Here is a 19,806-nt window from a genome sequence, read left to right as displayed (position 1 = left end):
TTATTCTACAAGACCTTCTTTTATTACCTTGTCTACCTGAACGTCCGCCCCTTCGTTTTTGCTTTCAAGATAGCGCTTCGAAAGCTGGCGGTAATATTTAGTCGTCAGCGCAAGCAGTGTCGCGATCAGGCCAATAATTCCAGTAATTGTAAATACGAGTGCAATGCCCCTATCCGCACCGGTGCCAAACCAACCGCCTAGCATTGTTACCCCTGCGCCTGTTGTCATGAACGGAATAAAGATAAACTGCGCTATAGGGCCGATCATAAACGCAGTAAGCGGCGATGCCGACTGTTCAACACTTTGCGCAAACCCAAACACACGCCCCTGGCGTTCGTACGGCACAACTTTCTGCAAAATCGTTTGCTCCGACGCCTCGATATACGGCACAAGTAGCATATAAATATACATACCAACAACAAGCAGTAGTAGTGACGCCTGAATCGTAAATACACTACTAATTACCCACAAAATTACGTTTGCGAGTAGCAATGTCCTTACAGGATTCTTGCCAAGACCCACCTTAGCAATAACTAGTCCACCCACAATAAATCCGGTGCTAAGAAGCGCCCAAATGAATCCCCATACCTCAACCGAAACTAGCGAAAGACCGTAAGCGTCCATAAGCGCCATAAACACGCCGCCCAAAAAGTTGTTGAACGTCGAGAACAAAATAAGTGCCATGAGGCCTGGAACGCCACGAACGATTTTGTAGGTGCCCTTTAGGTCGATCTTTTTCGATGCCTCCGGTGCCCCCTCGACATGAACGATACCTTTTTCGGGAACCGGTATAAACCACAGGTGAATAATTGCAAGCACCTGAATCGCCGCCGCCAAAATAAGCACATAGAACATGCCACCCTGTGCAACCAACACACCACTTATTGCCGCTGTAACGAGGAACGATATACCCGACGCCGTCCCCACCAAACCGTTCGCTTTTGCGCGCCTATCCTCAGGAATAAGAATCGTCACAATCGTTGGAAGCGCAATAGTACGAATATTACCAGCAATAACACCAATAATAATTAGTGTCACAAACACCCAAAGCATAGGGTTTGCCGGGTCGGTAAAAGTTTCGTGCGGCACTGTTTGATAAATACCAAAACAAATTGCATAGAAGATAAATGACACGACTGTCGAGAGCAACATCATTGTTTTCTTTTTGTGGTGATCGACCAAACTACCGAACCAAATACCTGTAAACACCGTTGTCACAAGGTAAATACCCGAAATCATCGCCGTTGCGAACACCGAGCGAGTTTGCAAATAAATATAGAACGTGATCGCAAACCAGACGGTAAAATCGATAACCGAAACAAATAGCGTGTTAGCAAGTAGATTAAAGAACGTCTTCATGTACGGCGCATGTACAGAAAGATCTGGCGTTGAGTCATTAGTGTCCGATTTTTTCATATTTGTCTATTATATCTGTTTCTAATGTGTGAGCGCAAGCACACTTTGAGTGATTTTAGCGCGTTTTACCCCATAACATGCTATGATAAAGAGAATTATATTAACGATTGGATTAAATGTCATGGCAAAACACAAGAACTGGCACGGTGCGTCCCGCAAGCGTCTTCTGAAGAAAAAAGCAAAATCACAGAAAAAGCGCTAACCATCATCCCAGGTTCAATCCTGGGATTTTTTGATTTTCCTGTTAAGATAAAGGTACATCCACCATGAAACGACTTGCTCATTATTCACAATATTTTCTTCGCAATCCAAGTCTTATAAAAGAGCTTGTCGGCCACACCTCGATAAACTCTAAAGATATTGTTTATGATATCGGCGCGGGCAGCGGTACTATTTCGTCTGTTCTTGCCATGAGGTGCAAGAAAGTTATTGCCATAGAATTCGAGCCGCGAACCGCAGAAAAACTACGCCAGAACATGCAGCGCTACCCGAATGTCGATGTCCAGGAAGGTGATTTTCTTGCCATGCCGCTTCCAAAAACACCGTATAAAATATTTGCCAATATCCCTTTTCATCTTAGTTCACCAATCCTCCATAAAATTGCCGAGGCCGAGAATCCACCTGTCGCAACATACCTTATCGTTCAAAAACAATTCGCAAATAAACTGTTGCCAAACTCAGACCGCTTTACCGGACAGCTTGGCATGGCAATAGGGCCAGAATTTGCCGTTCGAATCCGAAGACCGCTTCAACGCACAGACTTTTGGCCGCATCCGAATGTCGATACCGTTCTTATCGAAATAATCCACCGAGACGAGCCTCTTATTCCTCGTAGTCAAATGCCGGCATACCGAAAATTCATCGTTGGTTGTTTTTCCGATCCAAAAATATTTGCCAAAACAGCAAAAAACTCTATTGGGCTTCCTGCGGATATTCGCCCGTCTCAAATGAAGCTAGCGCAATGGGTAAATCTTTTTAACGCTACGAATCTCATGAAAAAACATAAAAAATAATCGAATGTTTCTGCGCGTAGGCGGAAGCTACAATTTTACTGCAAATTCTCCATCATACCCAACAACTTTCTGGCGGTATTGCAGTTACGAATTGTCATCTTTTTATACATGGCAGTGCCCACGATTTTTGGTAGGCTACTTCGCGTAGCATTCTTCCTCTCGACACTCCACAGCAGTGCGCCCGCAACATACTTTACTTGTTCAAAATCTTTAAATGTCAGTTGTGTCATAATTTCAGGCGTATTAATTTCATCCCACAAAAAAAGTACGTCGCATTTCATTTCGTCGCTATTTTGCCATTCTTTCGGCAGTGCGCCCACAATAGTCTTCATTGTATCCAAGCTTTTTAGTAATACTCTTATATCAAGGCCAAATTCCTCTTTTATCACACGCTCCAAAAGATCCGCAAGTTTTGCGTAAGGTATGTCGGTGTCTTCGAAAATAATATTACCGCTATTTATGTAGGTAACAACCTTCTTTAGACCAACACGCTCAAATGCGGCCTTAAGCCGTTTCATATCTACCTTGTTATTACCACCAACGTTTATTCCCCGAAGAAGTGCCACATATATCATGCATTTAATAATATCAGATCCTACCGTGTGATCTTAGTCACAGTATCCTCGATCACAACGGCATATACTATATGTATACGTGACATAAACCCTCTTGATCTAGTCGTTACGGTCGCCTAACGCGCGCTACTCTATCGCCTCGGTCTATGCCCGCATAATCACCTAATTATAAAAGGAGGATACGCATGAATATGCTATCTGAATTATTGGCGGAGCAAAGCCTGCTTCTTCTATTCTTCGTGGCCACTATCGGTTATTTGGTCGGCAAAATACAGTTTAAAGGAATCCAGCTGGGAGTCGCAGCTATATTGTTTGTAGGTATCGCACTGAGCGCGCTCGATCCCCGCTACACCTTGCCTGCAGCATATGGGAGCCTAGGGCTGGTGATTTTCGTCTACTCGATTGGTATCGCTAGCGGTCCAAGTTTTTTCGCCTCGCTAAGAAACGGCGGAAAACGGAACAACGGCATTGTTATAGCAGCAATCGTCACCGGCCTCGCTATGATTCTTGCAACGTATTTTATTCTTCGACCCGACCCTGCAATTGCCGCTGGGCTTTTTACCGGGGCAATGACCAATACGCCTACCCTTGCGGGGCTCGTGCAAATGCTGTCCGACGGAAAGTTTAACGAAACAATAGCTACCTTGCCAGCAGTCGGCTACTCAATCGCCTACCCAATGGGCGTCCTTGGTCCTATCCTCGCCATTGCATTTTGGCAGCGACGATTCAAAATTAATTACAAAAAAGATGCCGAGCTTGTCACCGACAGTGTTGCTGTCGACAAGCATCTTCATAACCGCACTATCCGTATCACCAATAAAGAATACGTCGGGCAAACGCTCAAGGAGCTCTTGGCCGAGCAACATTGGCCTGTCGTATTTGGGCGCGCCAGGCGCGGGAGTGAAGAATGGCTCGCTGCTGCCGACAATCGCCCCTTGAAAACCGGCGACCTCCTTAACGTTATCGGCTCGCCAGAAGATGTCCTAGGTGTCGCCAAATCGCTGGGCGAAGTGTGCGACGAACACCTCGAGCTCGATCTTAGCCAGTACGACCGGCACCGAATTATCGTTTCCAGTAAACATATTGCCGGAAGAAAGATCCGTGAGCTTCGCCTGCCACAGCGTTTTGGCGCCATGATTACACGAGTCAAGCGAGGTGATGTTGATATGCTAGCTCACAAAAACCTTATTCTCGAATACGGTGACCGCGTTTGCGTTTTAGCACCCCTTAGTACAGTCCGCGATATCCGCAAATATCTTGGCGATTCCTATCGAGACACTAGTCGTATCAATGTTCTGGGAATCGGCATAGGTATCAGTCTTGGCCTGCTTTTAGGCAGCATCCCTATCGACTTGCCGGGTGGCGTTGTTTTCCACTTAGGTGATGCGGGCGGACCTCTTATTATTGGGCTTATTCTTGGATACGTACGCCGCAGTGGCCGTATCGTATGGGGCATTCCCTATACCGCAAACCTTACACTTCGCGAATTCGGCCTCGTGTTAATGCTTGCCAGCATCGGGACTCGTTCGGGGCAAACCTTTGTCGAAGCAATGAACGGTCCGGGCGGATTATGGCTCTTTATCGCCGGCGCCATCATCTCGCTCGTTATTCCTTTTATTCTTCTGCCTGTTTTGTATAAGAAATTCAAACTTCCCTTTGCGATTTCTGCAGGCATAATGGCGGCCGCACACACGCAACCCGCCGTACAGGCATATGCTGTACAGCAGGCTGGCAACGACTTACCAAATCACGGCTACGCGATAGTCTTTCCTACTGCGATCATCCTCAAGATAATCCTTGCGCAGGTTCTTTTAATATCCCTTTACTCGATAGGGTGATTATACGCCAAGAGCGCCGAGGCCGTGATACATCACGAAGGCTGGCCACACAATAGCCTTAAGAAGCGCGAGGATAAAACCCCAGAAGTCGGGCGACTGCTGGAAAAAGTAAATAACCGCGCCAATATACGCAACAAAAAACAAAAATCCGCTTGGACCATGCTGGTTGGTAATTTTTACTAAAGAACTGTCACCTTTTGTCATATCATCTCCTTATTTTCCTTCATCATACTGCTTTTGCTTATATTACACAAATCGCGATCACAAAAGTACCCCGCACCTATGTGGCGCGGGGTACTTGCGTTTATCCGCTAGATCGCTAGTTCTTGCCTTCAAAAGCAGCTGTCAGCGCCGCAATGTCAAACTTCTTCATCGACATAAACGCATCGGTAACACGGGCAACTTTCTCTGGATCTTCATCTGTCATCATGTCGCCAAGAACAGCAGGAGTAATCTGCCATGAAACACCGTACTTGTCTTTACACCAACCACACTGCTCGGCTTCGGGAACCGCCGAAAGTGCTTGCCAGTAGTGGTCGATCTCTTCCTGAGTGTCGCAATCAACAACAAACGATGTCGCCTCACTAAATTTAAAGATTGGCCCACCATCGAGCGCCATAAAGCGCTGGCCGTTTAGCTCAAACACGCCCGTTAGTACTTTGCCGCTCATTCCAGCCATCGGACCTTCAGTTACGCCTTCTGGATAGCGCTGAATCAGCTCGATCTTTGAGTTCGGAAAAACCGAAACATAGTAGTTCATCGCATCTTCGCAGTCTTTATCGAACCAAAGACAAGGGGTAATTTTTTGCAGTGACGCCATAATGACAATCTCCTTTTTATTTTGCTCAATTCGCCTTTTTAGTATAACAAACAAAAACTGCAATGACCGCGATCACACTTATGCTTGATGACGATACTTTAGCGCCTTATCTACTTTTTCGGTCATAACAAAATTGCCATATTCACTTAAAAACAGCTCGCCATACCCTGCGCCTAAATTTCGCTGTAAGCTCCAAAGTGCATCGGCAAGATCCAAATCAGCCGCGCCCACCGACATCTGGCCCAGGTCTATAAATCCGGCGCTACCGGGTTCTGTGCAAATAATATTAGGCATTGCCATATCGCCATGCAGCACCACGGTTCCAGGAGCGGCACTTGTTGTAAACAGTTTCGTTATATCAAGCGCATGAAACTCTTTTACCGCGCGGGCAAACTCGCGAACAATCGTCATAGTATCCCATTCGTCGACATACTCAGCAAGATTCTTTCCTGGAAGCGCGGTCATAAGCAGGTGATCTTTATCGCCCACCGTGCCAAAGCCAATTACTTTAGGCACACGAATATAAGAAAGTGTTCTTTGTAAATTATCCCTCTCCGACTTCAGATCCTTCGCTGTTTTTAGATAAAAACTACCCTCGGTCGCTTCAATCGCATAGACATCATCTTGATTCGAGAAATGATGCTTTTTAATCTTAAAATCTTCATCAACATAATTACGCAGCCATGCTCTTGTCGATACGTCGATAGTGTCCATGTCTTAATAGTAGCAAATAATTGTTATTTCAATCCCAATCCTATTGCCTCTTGTAGCATTGCACTACTCCAGTTAAGTGGCGTATGGGGAGATGGCACAAAAAACGAATCGCCTTTTTGCGTTTCATACGCGACATAGCATTCGGGCAGCTTGTACGCGGCAACTTTTTGGACGCGATAAGCACCGTTCGTGGCCAGAGCTGCATGCCATTGATTGTCGCCGGTCACCGTCGACAACGCTCTGTTTAAAAACCTTGCGCTTATCTGTTGATACCGCATTGCATTTTCTACATCTCCGCCCTGCTTCGCCACTACGGCGCGTCGTGCCGCCCAAGATGACACCTGACCAAGCGGATGAGTCCAAGCGGCACACCTACCCGCCGGGGTCAGAGCTCCACGAAGCTGCTGCTTTTTATCAAGATCAACTTCGCCGCCATTCGCCGCTTGCTGAACCTTTTGTTTAATAGATTTAATAGTCGCTTGCACTGTATTAGTATGAAAATTTACTCGCTGATAAGAATCGTCTTTGTAGCGAATCATGCCATTAGTCTCTTTGTCGATCAAGCCTTCTAGTTGATTCAAGATTATATCTTCAATCGCATCTATTTGCATTGGGCTGCCTCCGTTTGCCCGCATCGGCGTATTACTCCTCGCAAGCAGCTCCGCCACACCATATCGCAGTACATACACTAAGGCCGCATCGCTCTCGCGAAACTTAACAGAGGCTTTGTCATAATCCGGAGATTCATAGGGCAACCGGTTGCCTAACTCATTTAATCCCTGCTGAATCATACCGTCCAGAACAGTATCAAAATTATCCACCGAATCGACCGAATCGTCTTTCAAAAAATCAAGCTGCTTGTTTTTGCTTGCCTTTTTTATTTTGTACAATAAAGCAGTCTCTACAGCCATTACCGAGCTGCGTCGAGCTGTTACCTCCTCCCATGACCCTGAGCTTTCGTAGCAAGGAAACCCAACAGCCTTCAGCAGCGGCACAACCGAGCCAAGGAATTGCCTATGAGAATTAAGTAGCTCCTCGGGCGTCACAAAGCCTCGTTCGATCGCGTCGAGCGCAAGATAAGCAAGCATCTGCCACGAATCTTGCTTGTTTCGCCAGCCGTTCGGTCGCTTACCATCAAGATCATCAAAATACAGCGATATCTGTGGCCAATCCGCCTGACCAGCTTTACCGCCACGTATAATTACATCCTTAAAACGATCGAGCTGCGAAGTGGTCGACATTAAGTCTAGAGCGCTTATGAGCAGAGTTTTTCCTGCGACGCCTTCACGTTCGTAGCGAACTCGGTTGCTTAATGCTAGCTCCATGTATGCGCCCGCCACCTGAATTTGGTCTCGCAAATATACCATCGACGACATTTCGCCGTGGCTTGCATTCGTTTCGGTCGCCGCCACAAAGGCTACCTCGCGCATAGTATCGCCCACCTTTACCATGTGCCCTGTAACGATTGGGATAGTGAACGTCCCGTAGACGTTCAGTTGTCTCTCAAGCTTAGCGAGCGATTCGTGATCATACTTTTTACACGCCAGCGCGGCTAAATCACTACAATAAAACCGCAGCCCCGTCTCGCCAGAGTAATATTGCCGCGCCCCGTGATTTTTGGATTCAAGCTCGGCCAGTAGTGCAGTATCAAGCCTTGCGTTATTATCTAACGTAGGTTTATCTTTTTCAGTCGTTAGCGTCATGAATAGAGTCGTACGAGACTAAACGGCGTCTTCGGATTTCGTTAACGAGAAAAGCTTTGCAATACCCATGCCAATAAGCGCATATACGATAATCGCTACAAGGCTACTGATTTCAAAAACAGATTGTCCATAGGTTGGCGTGTAGTTAAACATTCCGTAAAATGGCATTGCAAATAGCCCACTTACCGCATAGACAAAATCAACAAAGGCCGATCCTTCGTTTGCCGCAAGTAAAAGCAAAACGATACGCAGTGCAAGCAGTGCAATAATAACGCCCACAACATAATACACAATACGGCGTGCCACAATTCCGGCATCTACCTTTGTCGCCGTCGTTACACTTTGGCGTCGAATGTTAGTGCTTCCCTGACGCTCGTTAGTATCTCGTACTTCAGTGGTCTGTTCGTCACGTTCTTCGTTCATGATAAATACCTCTTATGGTTGTAGCTATAGCATATCACAAATACCGTTCTTGAATGTCACATACTATTTGCGAACAACGGGCTGTCGTAATATTGTACGCAGTTTTTCAGGCGCGACTTTTCTAAAGTCGCTGAGATATATTTCGTGATGTTTCCCAGTCATTACACAGCCTTGTTCTGGAATAAACTCATTATGCATTTCATCGAGAATAGCCGACTCGTCATCGAACGATCCAATATGAAGCGTCTGCACGCAAGTAGCTTCGTTCAGGGTCTCAAACCTCACTTTAGCAATGCTTGCCGGAGGATTCTTATCGGTAACTTTTTTCATAGCCGCCGCAAACATCTCTTCGGTTATCCAATCTGGCTGCATAATCATAAGCGTAAAATCCCACTCAGATTTATCCCGCGCCGTCGTAAACTTTGTCATATCCTCAGCCCACCAAAGACCTTCGAGCGGCATAACAACATAATCTTTGCCAAGTTGCTGTTTACTGGCAAACTTCAGTTTATAGGCAACCGGATACAGCGCCTCGATCGCGTCTTTAAATTCTTTCGAGCTATTCGGATCACCATGCCCGTCTACCATAAGGTACTGTCGCTTCGGAATTTCAACAATGCGAAATTTATGATTTTGAGACTTGTAGCTGTCGAGCGTTTTTTTGAAATCAACTTTTTCCATAGTGACAGTATAACAAGTTGCAAACCCTGAAGTTCGGTAGGCAACGCTAACCTGCAATGGCTCCATAAAGTAAAAGCCCCTCTATGCGAGCGCGCGTGAGGGGCGACTGATCCACGAACTAGTTTTTACGAAACTTTTTCAGGCTTCACAAAATCAGGCTTTTCCTCGAGATTTGGCGTGCCTTCACCTTTGGTGATTAACTTGTACAAGCTGCCCTTTATATACTGATCCCACGCCGGCATACAAAACTGGTAGCATTCTACCTCAGGAACAAGCCCTTCGTGAGTAAAGGTAAGCTTGGTCTTGTCGCCATCTTTTGTAATAGCAAAGATAATCTTTGTTCCAACCCACTCTTCCGCATCCTTAATAAACGTCATGTTGCTCTCTGTAACGAGCCATACCATCTTTTCATTCGGAATAACTTCTACTAACTTCTGTACAGAACGGTGTACATCGGGAACTTCGAAAATAAATTCGTCGCCCTCTTTTTCGGTGCCACCAACAATACCCTGTCCCCACCATCCGCGAACGTTCGTTATGGCCTTAAACACTTCTTCGGGCGATTGGTCGACCACAAATGATGCTGTGTAATTATTCATTTTTTCTCCTGTTTTCAATAGTTAACATTGCAATAGTACACAGATCTGTTTACTTTTGCAAGTACTTTTGTTATAATAATCGCATGACCAACATTGGCAGCGAAAAACCGAAAGAGCGGATTGTCGGCACAGCCGCCCGGCTTTTTGCGCGATATGGTATTAACGCCGTAGGTGTCGATAGGATATGTCTCGAGGCAGAGGTATCAAAACGCACACTCTACAAATACTTTCCTTCAAAAGAAGCGTTGGTGTCGGCAGCCATAACAAACCTTGGTGAGTCGTGGTTTGAAGCTTGTACAAATACAAATCTGACCACTCCGGCAGAACGCATTACCCACGTCTTTAAAATGGTAGAGCCAATGGCGAAGGTAAAGGATTTCTATGGCTGCGTTCTTATGAACTCAAGTATCGAGCTTCGCGACTCTAACGAGCTGGCTGTATCCGCAGCGCGCGATTTCAAAGGTAGGCTTTACGCTTTCTTTCACGAACAAGCCGTAGCAATGAATGCCCACAAGCCCGATCAGCTAGCTCAGCAACTTATCCTCCTTTACGATGGAACGAGCGCATGGATTGTTATGCGACGAGAATTTCCAGCTTCTACCCTTCCCACGCTCTCTCTTTTGCTTAGGGCCGCACAAAACAAATAGATTCGGCTTGTCGCGGCAAAACGGTTGTGCTAAGCTTGCTGGTAATGCATAAAAACAAGGCGTCCAATGCTTAAGATAGCAACAGGCACCTTATTTTTTATTAACAACCCCTAGGGGTTGTTTTTTTATGCACTAATAACCAAATAACAGGAGGACACATGCAAGACAACTACAAGGGCGTCGAGGATATCATCGCGTTTAGCGAAATCGTTAATAAATTGCGACAGTTCTGCCTCGATAAAAACTTTATCGAAGTAAACACGCAGGACCGCCTTAGCATTCTCGCGGCCTGTGAAGACCCCGATACTGTCGCTACGTACGAATATGCCGGCGAAGTCTGGCCGTTACCACAAACAGGCCAGATGTGGCTCGAATACGAACTTCTTACCCGGCCGCAATTGGCCGGTGTTTTTTGTGTCAGCACCAGCTACCGAAACGAGCAAAATCCCGTTCCTGGTCGCCATAAGCTTATCTTTCCCATGTTCGAGTACGAACTAAAGGGCGGCATAAAAGATCTCGAGGCATTCAACACCGAACTCCTCGAATACCTAGGGTTTGGCGAATCCAGTTCTTTTACCTACAAAACCTACGACGAGCTTAAAGCGCATTATGAAACCGAGGAGCTTACCCACGCTCACGAAAACCGCATGGAAAAAGACTTCAGCCCCGTCGTTTTTTGCAGCGACTTTCCTACCTACACATCGCCATTCTGGAACATGAAAAAGAATGGCGATTCGCATGCGCATAAAATCGACGTTATTATGTACGGCGACGAAACCATAGGAAGTGCCGAGCGCAGCACCGACCCAATCGCAATGAAGGAAAGCTTCTATACGATTTCTAACGGTAAATACGCCGAAAAGCTATTCCAATTATTTGGAAAAGATCGAGTTGAACGCGAACTCAACGACTTTCTTAAACTCGATTTCTTTCCACGCTCAGGCGGTGGCATCGGCCTGACGCGCATGATTAATGCCGCAAAGAAAGGAGATGTCTTGAATACTTTAAACAACAATAACTAATAAACTTGAATAATCGGTAGGCGGCATTTCGCCTTCGTGGCAGAGGCTGAACCAGCCCTCTGCCACGCGGCTGCCACCTACCGGCGGCCATCACTCCTTGTCTGCGGCGGATCCGACGAGACGCCACCAGGGACTTCGACCGTCGGTCGGAGATGGGCGTCGCCGTCGGTAGTACCGAAGTTGGTCCTCACGTGAGGATTATTGACGGCGTACGGGTCGGGCGTACAGCCCGAGCTGTCACGCGGGATCGGCACCGTGTCGTCTGTCGACGAGTCCGGCACCCTATTTTTCCTTACCATAACTCTCAGCTCCGTCATGAGGGAGTGTGACTACATATACTATAACATATATCTATAAAAAGCGTTAACGAGGCATCAAACAGCCGCTCGCCCCGGTAGTACACCAGGTGCGAGCGGCCAGTTCGACCTTTCGGTAGGTTCGGGTTCAGTCCCGGTACCAGCCGCCGAACCACTCACCGTGGACATCGTCCAGGTTGGGCCGTGGCAGACTGTTGTCCAGCACGATCGCGCAGACCGCCCAGCCCAGCAGGGCCAGAACGATCAGCACCTTGAGCCACCAGAACCGCCGCGGCGAGTGAATCAGCGCGGGCAAAACAACAGCCCACAGCATGTAACTCATCACCGCCACGATCACGTAGTGGAACAGGTTAGTCGGACTCACGAACTGCGCCTGGGTGTAGGCGGCCTCTGGCACGTGGCGGTAGAGAGTGTTGCTGAGCTCGCCGTAGAAGACCGAGCCCGCGAACATCAGTCCGGACACCACGCACCACACCTGCCATTGCCAGCTGGCGTACCACCGCTGGCGACCCGAAGGCGCCATATGGTACATCGCCAGCCAGAAGGCAGACCCGATGGCGAAACTCAGAAAGAGGTCGCCCGGGAAAACACCCAGGTACTGCTTGAACGGGTTTGCCACGCGACCTTCAAGGCCGATAGCGATGAGCTCTGGAATGACCAGCATGATCAGTGCGGGCGCCCAGGGCGACCAACGCGAACTTGCCAGCATCCATCGCAGTCCCGGAACGATACCGAGCTTGCCCGGCGTCGAATCCATGAATACGTTCACCTCCGTAGGTCAAACGAGCAATGCAATACATTACTAATGTAATTATATAATATAATTGATTATGTCGCAATATTTCCATACTAGGGCCACCATTCAAGAATACAAATTTGAAAATATAACAATTATATACTACACTTCAAATGCCGATCCCAACCATTCAACCGAAGGAGATGGAGAAGCATGGTCAGCTCTGCTAAAAGCAGCCGAGTAACGTTCACCGGACGGCTCGTCGAGTGGAGTAGGTGGTTTTTTAGCCTCCTCGTAGAACCCCTCGCGATCGTTCTCGAACCTCACACCAACAGTAGGGTCGTGAGAAATATCCCAAACGCCATATCCGTTCTAAGGGCAATCCTGGGCGGGGCGGCGGCCTGGGGCATCTATCACGCAACAAGCAGCCCGGAGCGCTGGACATACATCGTCGTCATTCTACTGCTGGTTCTCAGCGATGGCATCGATGGCACGCTCGCTCGCCGACTCAAGGTGACATCGGTCTTCGGGGCAATCTTCGATCCGCTCAGCGACAAGCTGCTTATCGGAGGGCTCGTCTACGGGCTATGCCTCAAGTTCGACTCCCCCTTCTTCTGGAAGGCGGCCATTGTCTTAGCCAGCATCGAGCTGGCGAACATCATGGCCGGAGCCGTCAGTGGCGCGCTCGTAAACAGCCAGGGCACCTCCGAGAAAGCGGGCGCCAGCAATATCGGCAAAGTCAAGATGGGTGTCGAGTGTGCAGCGGTCTTCCTCGGATGGATACTCCTCCCCATGACGCCCGAAGGAGTGCTCGTATGTGGTTCTCTCGTGACATTCGCGATCCCACTGGCAATCGGCAGCCTGTACGGCTACCTCAGCAAGGCAGTCCGCGTAGCAATCTCGCTTGCCCGGCGAGACACTACCGACTGACTCCCTGCTATCCCACCCACGAAGCGAAAGGTGAAGAGTCGCCCTCGTGGGTGGCTTTTCATATCTTGTCGTACAAACCAAACCCAACAACCAAGCAACCTCAATAAAATACTTAAGGAAGTTGGCCACCTCTGGTATACTAACTGCATGGCTACAATGAAAGAGTTTCGCGAAGAGCGAATTAAAAAACTAGAAAAGCTGCATAGCATGGGCTACAATCCGTATCCCGCCAAAGCTAACCGAACCGTTATGGCCGATGCTATCTCGGCTAATTTTGATACCCTAAATGGAAAGTCCGAAACAGTCTTTGGGCGTATCAAGTCGATTCGAAAATTCGGTAAAATAGCTTTTATCGTTGTGCGAGATTTTTCTGGTTCAGTTCAACTCTTTTTACAGGCGCAAAATCTACAGCCCTCTAATAGCAGTAAGGGGTTCATCGGTATCGAGGATCTCAATCTGCTTGATACGGGCGACTTTATTGAGGCAACTGGCGAGGTTATCAAAACAAAGACCGGCGAGGTTTCACTTGCCCTATCCGAGCTCAAGCTTATTACAAAAACGCTCCGACCTATGCCGCTCGACCACGAAAGCTTTACCGACAAAGAAGAGCGACTTCGCCGCCGATATGTTGACATGAACGTTAATATCGACGTTCGCAACCGGTTTGTCCGCCGCTCTAAGTTTTGGCAAGCAACCCGTGACTTTTTAAACTCAAAAGACTTCATTGAGGTTAACAACAATGTCCTCGAAGTAACCGCCGGCGGCGCCGATGCAAATCCATTTGTCACTCATATGGACGCGCTTGGCCAGGATTTCTTCTTGAGGATCAGCCACGAACTACCCCTAAAGCGTCTGCTCGTTGCTGGGTTCGAAAAAGTATTCGAAATCGGGCCTCGTTTCCGCAACGAAAACTACAGCGACGAACACCTTCCCGAGCACAACGCCATGGAATGGTACTGGGCTTCTGCCGACTGGGAAATGGGCATGGAACTCACCGAAGAAATGATCCGCTATGTCTGTGATAAGACATGGGGCACGCGGCAGTTTACTCTTGCCGATGGCCAACAGGTGGATTTTGGCAAAGACGGCGAGCATTTTGAACGTATTAGCTTTGTAAAAATCCTAAAAGACCAATACGATATCGACGTTTTTGAATCCGAAATGCCAGAAATCCAGGCGAAACTAAAGGCCGAGAACTTAGAAGTTGAAAAGACCGATAATCGTATTCGCAGCCTTGATAAACTATGGAAAAAATACCGCAAAACAATCGCTGGTCCCGTTTTCCTTGTTGATATTCCTGTGTTTATGCAACCTTTGGCAAAAACAAACGCTAGCGACACGCGTCTCACCGAACAATTCAATCTTGTATTCGGTGGAAGCGAAATGTGTAAGGCATTCAGCGAGCTCAACGACCCAATCGATCAGCTAAACCGCTTTAAAGAGCAGCAAAAAATGCGCGACGCCGGCGATGACGAGGCGCAAATGCTTGATATCGATTTCGTAGAAGCACTCGAATATGGCATGCCACCAGCCTGTGGGCTTGGCTACAGCGAGCGAATTTTCTGGAGCCTAGAGGGTATTTCTGCGCGCGAAGGTATTCCTTTCCCTCAGCTAAAAAGCGAGGTCGACGAAACCACCAAAGATATCTACCCCGATATAAAGTTCAACTAAATAAAGAGGAAGCCCGCCGTTACAGCGGGCTTCCTCTTTCAAAAGAAGCAGTACCGAATCAGCGGGGAAATGATCGCAGAAGCTAGATCCCTAACCTACGCGCGGCCGAGATCGCTTCACTGCAGACCCGCCGGTCAGAGACCAGCGCCCTCACCATGTCGCCAGTCGACTCAGACAAAACCGTCTTCACGAACGGATGGCCGTCGGCATACGAGGTTATGGCATCAAACAGTAGTTGAGCCACCTCATTTGCGTCGACCTCCTCGCCGCCGTGATCGGCAATAAGAGGAAAGAAGTGCTTTTTCAGATGAGGATACCTGAGCTGCCGATCCAGACGACTGATAATTGTTGCGCGCGAGGGTAACGTAATCTTCGTAGGCACCAAAGCCTCCAAGATAGTTAGGACTTGCGACCATTTTTATTATAACAGCCACCATAAAGGCGTAAAATCTAGAGAATTGACATCGTCTTAAAAGCGAACTGCCCCGACTTCAGCCGGGGCAGTTGCTTGACGCGCATGTGCTTGATCAGATGACGATGTTCGTCCTGAACGTCCGGTAGACACAGGTCGGGTCGCCGAACGGGAAGTAGAGCGCGTAGTCGACGCGGCTCTCCAGGATCTCACGGACCACCTGCTGCAGGTGGGCGACGATGCCCTCCTCCGCCGTGGCGTCCTTGTCGAAGCAGACCTGGAGGCAGCGCTGCGTCACGCAGACACGGCGCGCTCCATCCACCTGCATGAGGCGGAACTTCAGCTTCTCCTTGATCGCGGTGGTCAGCTCCTCGCCGGCGTTGGCGTGGAGGTCGGTGTTGAACTCAACCTCCACGCAGTGCCAGGTACGAGTGGTGCTGGGACGCGGCCGGGGGATCGTCAGACGCGGGGTCTTCTTGCCCCGCAAGGGGAAGAAGATGTCCGCGGCGTTGTTGGCGATCTCGGCGACTGCCGCCTTCACGGCGCGCGTGAGTGCCGTCTTGCTGACGCGGTCCTGCAGGTAGGTGACCTCCAGGCCGTATCGAGCGATGTGGCAACCGACGACGCCGTCGATCTGCATGATCTTGCCGCGCAGCGGCAACACCGTGGCGTTGTGGGTCTTCTCGCTCCACGCACCGGTGTCCGGGTTGATGCCCGTGATGGCGGTGTTGAAGTCGCCCTTGAGTCGACGCTCGCTCACGATTACTCCTCGTCTCATCTCGAACCACTGCGGTTCAGCATATAATATGCTCTCGCGCGGACTTCTGATAAGCACGCACAAAAGATGAGATATCAATGCACGGATATGAACTGATATCTCACCTCTTATGCACATGTCAAGCAACTATCATTAGAAATGATTATTAAGCATTATATAACATTATTTGTCCTGAGTCAATTCTATAGGCAACTCCCCCGAGTTTACCCACGAAATTGGTCATACTTTGATTTAACGAAAGTGAAGAGCTGTCGCATAGCACCCTCATCATCATGCTCTAGCGCCATACTCATTAGTTCGGGAGCTATTTTACGAGCCAGGATGTTAACATCGCGACGCTTGTAGTTCTCCGTAAGCAAAGGTTCACTATCAGTAACCCTTGTTAACGGCATAAACACTTCGATAAAGATAGGTATGTGCGATGCAGCCTCTCTAGACCGAATACTATCATCGCCGTCTTTTGTGAACTCTATACTAGTATTTGACTTCAGGCTGTTTATAACAGTATCGTCGGTAGTTACTACCGATGCGCTATTTGCCCATCCAAGAAGTTCGTGAAGTTCGCCAAGCCAGTTATTATTCCTATCTCGAATTCCTGGCCAGCGCTCACCGATTGAAGCCAACTTTTCACCACCATTATTAACCCATACGGGGTATGGATGCTCTGCGGACGGTCGAGAGCGTGAGTTGTATGAGCTGTCCCTAAATAAATCTGCCATTTTTTGCAAATAGTTCGAGTTTGCATTGCTAATGAGCAAACCGGGATTTGGATTATCTACCCCACTAGCTTTACTTACGGTTTCACTGATAACCATAATGTGCAATAAAAGTGACCAAACCAGGTCTGATAGCCACATCTCTCTCGTAACACTTCCCACTCCCCATGTACGTTTTTGGTCTTGGTCAGCAAGTAGCGACTTCAGAGTACTATCAAATGACGTCTTCAGATCTTCCACGCTATTTTCGATATTTATTTCAGCATCAGTCAGCTTTCGCAAAAAGGTCGCCGCACTCGGACTATCTAGATTCAAAGAGTTCTTTATAGCCTCGTTTATGATTTTCTTGAAAATCGGCAGTAATATTACTACACCCGGCAGCACCCTAAGCTTTTCTACCATCCTTAGGACATCGACAACCTCACTGGGTCGTAACCGGTCTAAATCGTCCAGAACAATAATGACCGCTCTCGATTTAGCACGCAGCTTCTTGAATTTGTCTACAAGAGTATCAGTATTAAGTGGGTTCCTTGTTCCTCCAAAATTCCGAGATATAGATATTGGGCCAAGGCTGGCGGTGACACCAAGCGTCTTAGATGATGGCGTAGATTCCAAGATAAACTGGGCGATTTCGTTGTTTATATCTATTAGGTTTTCGTCTTTTAGCACTGCCGCAAAGTCATTTAGAAAAGTAGATATAGACTCATTAACACTACCAAAAGGCAATAGTGATCGATCAATAATTACAAAATGATCTGGCAAGTCCTTATCCAGCTCGTTTATGAGCGCCCAAGTTGCAGTACTCTTACCTGTACCCCATGCGCCATTTATCGCCACCACAAAACCACGTTTATCCAGTGAGTTCTTCTGCCCGCCGGTACTGAGATCGACGATGTTTGACTGAAAGTAAGCAAGCTCCTGCTTGAGATTTTCGCCATTTATGCCGTTAAGTGTCTTTTTCCTTAGCTCGTCGTACGATTCGCCATCAAAAGTATAAATGGCGTCAATACCCATCTAGAAGACAACTCCAATAAAAATTAGTATGCCGCCGATACTCGCGACCACTGGTATAAAACGAAAATCCTTGATAACTGGCCACCCTTGCTCGCACACAAGCCAAATTGATCGAAGCCCATTTAGTGCTAATAGCGCGGTTGCAAGTGCCAACCAATTGTGGGGCGACAAGAAATAAACGATCCAATTCTCAAAATTAGATCCCGCGTCTATCGATAAGTGTACTGGGTCATTTATGTACACGAATACGTTAGCTATAAGTAGCAGTAACCATAGTACGATCCATGCTGCCCTAACACGTTCTTTGAGGATGAGAGTTTTGGTATTGTTCATCAGCAACTTTCTCCCACCGTTTAGACATATTGTAGCATAGAAGTTAGAAAAGTGGCGGCATAGCTAAGTGAGGATGTGATGTCCATATTGATTCGAATTTTTCGTATTAAAAAAGACTACGATTCAATCTATAGTCTTTCTCATAATCTCTTGGCTGGGATGGAGGGATTCGAACCCCCGAATGCTGGAACCAGAACCCAGTGCCTTACCACTTGGCGACATCCCATTAGCTCGTACAGATTGTACCATTATTCGGTACTAAGCTCAAGAGTTGGCTCGCTGTTGGTGCGCCGTTCGCCAAGCTTCGATGCGCCGATAACGCCAAGACCCATTGCGATGAGCGCCACCGGATACACGTACAGAATCACAGCCGCGCCGGCACCTACGGCAGCAATACCTATAACGCCAGCGGCCGCGATAAGCGCCCACATAACGAGAGTTTCACTGCCAGGCTGTTTGTAGACCTTGCGCATTGTCAACGCCACTCCTACAGCCTCTACGGCAATAAGAAGAATAATCGTAAGATCGGCACTGCGGGTAAGATACCAAATTGTCAGCACAACACAAACGCTTAGCAGAACAATAACGTTTTTCTTATCAAATCCGCCTACGCCATATCTGTAAGAAAGCGCGCATATCGCTACCACGCCCAGCAGCTGTAACCCTATTAACCAAAGTGATTCAGCAGCGCCAACACTTAGCTGCGCAGCAAATAATGCAGCATACTCAAGCGTCCATATTAGCCACGACGCCCTATCCGGCTTCGTGCTACCCTTTAAAATATCCCTGATGTAAGGCGCATATCCAATAACCCCTATAGCACCAGCCAGCAAACCTAACATACCCACACCCCTTTTTGTTCATAGAAAACAGAGCCTCACACGCCGTTTGTGCGAAGCAACCCTCTATTTCTTAGCTTTAACAGTTTTTGCGTTATGTGCGCCAAACTGGCCACGAATTTCGAACAAGAAGTAAACGCCCACCGCAACGTAGAGTAAGCTCCAAATCAGGCTAAACAGATTGAGGTTAAACAGGAACGAAACACCATGAGCCACTACTTGTAAAAGCGCGACCATAAATAATAGCGTCCAGCCTTTCTTTTGCAGCGTACGCAGCGGCGTAATTGCGAGCCCCATAAGAACGAGTTCTAGCGCCCAAAAAGCGAGCGAAAAGATAACGGCAACCAGTGCGACACCGGCAACAGCCGCGCCAATAGCGCCACCATATCCAATAAATACCGCACCAGCAAAGAATGTCACGGATATAATACTAAAGATAGTCATAGCACCCAAAACAACACCGATAAGCGCCATCCACCATATATTTTGCGCAATCCACTTTGCTGCGTTTTCAGGCAGGTGAGGCACATCTTTATACCACGATGCCACCTTCGACTCTAATTTTCGTACACTATCCATAGCTCCCCCTTATTAATGTCTTCATCATAC

General features: G+C 47.9%; 20 protein-coding genes and 1 tRNA gene. 6 read left to right on the top strand and 15 right to left on the bottom strand.

Features of this window, described 5'->3' with window-relative positions; genetic code table 11:
- Positions 1–1,359: an MFS transporter gene (locus HZB75_01930; protein ID QQG51356.1), complete on the bottom strand. Its 1,359-nt coding sequence runs from the start codon at positions 1,357–1,359 to the stop codon at positions 1–3.
- A 323-nt stretch (positions 1,360–1,682) separates the two neighbouring features.
- Here HZB75_01930 and HZB75_01925 point away from each other — a divergent pair, with 323 nt between their 5' ends.
- Entirely contained in the window at positions 1,683–2,429 is a 747-nt protein-coding gene (locus HZB75_01925) for a methyltransferase domain-containing protein (GenBank protein ID QQG51242.1), read from the top strand.
- A gap of 35 nt (positions 2,430–2,464) precedes the next feature.
- Here HZB75_01925 and HZB75_01920 read toward each other — a convergent pair whose 3' ends face one another.
- A complete protein-coding gene (locus HZB75_01920; GenBank protein ID QQG51241.1) occupies positions 2,465–3,004 on the bottom strand; it encodes a DUF1697 domain-containing protein in 540 nt (179 codons plus the stop codon).
- A 185-nt stretch (positions 3,005–3,189) separates the two neighbouring features.
- On the opposite strand from HZB75_01920, the gene HZB75_01915 reads away from it, so the two are divergent.
- Positions 3,190–4,842, top strand: a complete 1,653-nt coding sequence (locus tag HZB75_01915; protein ID QQG51240.1) for a transporter — start codon at positions 3,190–3,192, stop codon at positions 4,840–4,842.
- Here HZB75_01915 and HZB75_01910 read toward each other — a convergent pair whose 3' ends face one another.
- The 7 genes from HZB75_01910 to HZB75_01880 all read right to left on the bottom strand — a co-directional run bounded on the left by HZB75_01910 (position 4,843) and on the right by HZB75_01880 (position 9,782).
- The gene (locus HZB75_01910) at positions 4,843–5,046 is read right to left on the bottom strand and encodes a hypothetical protein (protein QQG51239.1); all 204 of its coding nucleotides are present in this window, start codon (positions 5,044–5,046) and stop codon (positions 4,843–4,845) included.
- Positions 5,047–5,161: 115 nt separating this feature from the next.
- The gene (locus HZB75_01905; GenBank protein ID QQG51238.1) at positions 5,162–5,662 is read right to left on the bottom strand and encodes a VOC family protein; all 501 of its coding nucleotides are present in this window, start codon (positions 5,660–5,662) and stop codon (positions 5,162–5,164) included.
- 78 nt (positions 5,663–5,740) lie between these two features.
- Positions 5,741–6,376 (bottom strand): phosphotransferase, encoded by a 636-nt coding sequence (locus tag HZB75_01900; GenBank protein QQG51237.1) that lies wholly within the window; start codon positions 6,374–6,376, stop codon positions 5,741–5,743.
- Positions 6,377–6,399: 23 nt separating this feature from the next.
- A complete protein-coding gene (locus tag HZB75_01895; GenBank protein ID QQG51236.1) occupies positions 6,400–8,079 on the bottom strand; it encodes a hypothetical protein in 1,680 nt (559 codons plus the stop codon).
- An 18-nt stretch (positions 8,080–8,097) separates the two neighbouring features.
- Positions 8,098–8,388, bottom strand: coding sequence for a YggT family protein (locus HZB75_01890; protein QQG51355.1), 291 nt, complete (start codon positions 8,386–8,388; stop codon positions 8,098–8,100).
- A 177-nt stretch (positions 8,389–8,565) separates the two neighbouring features.
- Positions 8,566–9,183 carry a GyrI-like domain-containing protein gene (locus HZB75_01885; protein QQG51235.1) on the bottom strand — a complete coding sequence of 206 codons (618 nt, stop codon included), beginning with the start codon at positions 9,181–9,183 and terminating at the stop codon, positions 8,566–8,568.
- Between the two features lie 125 nt (positions 9,184–9,308).
- Positions 9,309–9,782, bottom strand: coding sequence for an SRPBCC domain-containing protein (locus tag HZB75_01880; GenBank protein ID QQG51234.1), 474 nt, complete (start codon positions 9,780–9,782; stop codon positions 9,309–9,311).
- Positions 9,783–9,865: 83 nt separating this feature from the next.
- On the opposite strand from HZB75_01880, the gene HZB75_01875 reads away from it, so the two are divergent.
- Together HZB75_01875 and HZB75_01870 are read left to right on the top strand one after the other, a co-directional pair.
- The gene (locus HZB75_01875) at positions 9,866–10,429 is read left to right on the top strand and encodes a TetR/AcrR family transcriptional regulator (protein QQG51233.1); all 564 of its coding nucleotides are present in this window, start codon (positions 9,866–9,868) and stop codon (positions 10,427–10,429) included.
- Positions 10,430–10,587: 158 nt separating this feature from the next.
- Positions 10,588–11,451: a transposase gene (locus HZB75_01870; protein QQG51232.1), complete on the top strand. Its 864-nt coding sequence runs from the start codon at positions 10,588–10,590 to the stop codon at positions 11,449–11,451.
- 444 nt (positions 11,452–11,895) lie between these two features.
- On the opposite strand, the gene HZB75_01865 is transcribed toward HZB75_01870, so the two are convergent.
- On the bottom strand, positions 11,896–12,525 hold the full coding sequence (locus tag HZB75_01865) for a hypothetical protein (protein ID QQG51231.1): 630 nt from the start codon (positions 12,523–12,525) through the stop codon (positions 11,896–11,898).
- Positions 12,526–12,717: 192 nt separating this feature from the next.
- Here HZB75_01865 and HZB75_01860 point away from each other — a divergent pair, with 192 nt between their 5' ends.
- Positions 12,718–13,434 (top strand): CDP-alcohol phosphatidyltransferase family protein, encoded by a 717-nt coding sequence (locus tag HZB75_01860; GenBank protein ID QQG51230.1) that lies wholly within the window; start codon positions 12,718–12,720, stop codon positions 13,432–13,434.
- 147 nt (positions 13,435–13,581) lie between these two features.
- On the top strand, positions 13,582–15,105 hold the full coding sequence (locus HZB75_01855; GenBank protein QQG51229.1) for a lysine--tRNA ligase: 1,524 nt from the start codon (positions 13,582–13,584) through the stop codon (positions 15,103–15,105).
- A 527-nt stretch (positions 15,106–15,632) separates the two neighbouring features.
- Here HZB75_01855 and HZB75_01850 read toward each other — a convergent pair.
- The 5 genes from HZB75_01850 to HZB75_01830 all read right to left on the bottom strand — a co-directional run bounded on the left by HZB75_01850 (position 15,633) and on the right by HZB75_01830 (position 19,776).
- On the bottom strand, positions 15,633–16,277 hold the full coding sequence (locus tag HZB75_01850) for a hypothetical protein (protein QQG51228.1): 645 nt from the start codon (positions 16,275–16,277) through the stop codon (positions 15,633–15,635).
- Between the two features lie 221 nt (positions 16,278–16,498).
- Positions 16,499–18,025, bottom strand: a complete 1,527-nt coding sequence (locus HZB75_01845) for a hypothetical protein (GenBank protein ID QQG51227.1) — start codon at positions 18,023–18,025, stop codon at positions 16,499–16,501.
- Between the two features lie 484 nt (positions 18,026–18,509).
- Positions 18,510–18,584, bottom strand: a tRNA-Gln gene (locus HZB75_01840).
- Between the two features lie 22 nt (positions 18,585–18,606).
- Positions 18,607–19,200: a hypothetical protein gene (locus HZB75_01835; GenBank protein QQG51226.1), complete on the bottom strand. Its 594-nt coding sequence runs from the start codon at positions 19,198–19,200 to the stop codon at positions 18,607–18,609.
- 63 nt (positions 19,201–19,263) lie between these two features.
- Positions 19,264–19,776 (bottom strand): hypothetical protein, encoded by a 513-nt coding sequence (locus HZB75_01830; protein ID QQG51225.1) that lies wholly within the window; start codon positions 19,774–19,776, stop codon positions 19,264–19,266.
- Positions 19,777–19,806: the final 30 nt, after the last annotated feature.

It is taken from the genome of Candidatus Saccharibacteria bacterium, assembly GCA_016432585.1.
Lineage (GTDB): Bacteria > Patescibacteriota > Saccharimonadia > Saccharimonadales > Saccharimonadaceae.
The sequence above is the reverse complement of the archived record's forward strand: the minus strand, read 5'-3'. Positions and strand labels throughout refer to the sequence as shown.

Excerpts from the sequence above, each read along its gene's own strand:
- HZB75_01930 (QQG51356.1), bottom strand. The coding sequence starts at position 1,359 with ATGAAGACGTTCTTTAATCTACTTGCTAACACGCTATTTGTTTCGGTT.
- HZB75_01925 (QQG51242.1), top strand. The coding sequence starts at position 1,683 with ATGAAACGACTTGCTCATTATTCACAATATTTTCTTCGCAATCCAAGT.
- HZB75_01920 (QQG51241.1), bottom strand. The coding sequence starts at position 3,004 with ATGATATATGTGGCACTTCTTCGGGGAATAAACGTTGGTGGTAATAAC.
- HZB75_01915 (QQG51240.1), top strand. The coding sequence starts at position 3,190 with ATGAATATGCTATCTGAATTATTGGCGGAGCAAAGCCTGCTTCTTCTA.
- HZB75_01910 (QQG51239.1), bottom strand. The coding sequence starts at position 5,046 with ATGACAAAAGGTGACAGTTCTTTAGTAAAAATTACCAACCAGCATGGT.
- HZB75_01905 (QQG51238.1), bottom strand. The coding sequence starts at position 5,662 with ATGGCGTCACTGCAAAAAATTACCCCTTGTCTTTGGTTCGATAAAGAC.
- HZB75_01900 (QQG51237.1), bottom strand. The coding sequence starts at position 6,376 with ATGGACACTATCGACGTATCGACAAGAGCATGGCTGCGTAATTATGTT.
- HZB75_01895 (QQG51236.1), bottom strand. The coding sequence starts at position 8,079 with ATGACGCTAACGACTGAAAAAGATAAACCTACGTTAGATAATAACGCA.
- HZB75_01885 (QQG51235.1), bottom strand. The coding sequence starts at position 9,183 with ATGGAAAAAGTTGATTTCAAAAAAACGCTCGACAGCTACAAGTCTCAA.
- HZB75_01880 (QQG51234.1), bottom strand. The coding sequence starts at position 9,782 with ATGAATAATTACACAGCATCATTTGTGGTCGACCAATCGCCCGAAGAA.
- HZB75_01875 (QQG51233.1), top strand. The coding sequence starts at position 9,866 with ATGACCAACATTGGCAGCGAAAAACCGAAAGAGCGGATTGTCGGCACA.
- HZB75_01870 (QQG51232.1), top strand. The coding sequence starts at position 10,588 with ATGCAAGACAACTACAAGGGCGTCGAGGATATCATCGCGTTTAGCGAA.
- HZB75_01865 (QQG51231.1), bottom strand. The coding sequence starts at position 12,525 with ATGGATTCGACGCCGGGCAAGCTCGGTATCGTTCCGGGACTGCGATGG.
- HZB75_01860 (QQG51230.1), top strand. The coding sequence starts at position 12,718 with ATGGTCAGCTCTGCTAAAAGCAGCCGAGTAACGTTCACCGGACGGCTC.
- HZB75_01855 (QQG51229.1), top strand. The coding sequence starts at position 13,582 with ATGGCTACAATGAAAGAGTTTCGCGAAGAGCGAATTAAAAAACTAGAA.
- HZB75_01845 (QQG51227.1), bottom strand. The coding sequence starts at position 18,025 with ATGGGTATTGACGCCATTTATACTTTTGATGGCGAATCGTACGACGAG.
- HZB75_01835 (QQG51226.1), bottom strand. The coding sequence starts at position 19,200 with ATGTTAGGTTTGCTGGCTGGTGCTATAGGGGTTATTGGATATGCGCCT.
- HZB75_01830 (QQG51225.1), bottom strand. The coding sequence starts at position 19,776 with ATGGATAGTGTACGAAAATTAGAGTCGAAGGTGGCATCGTGGTATAAA.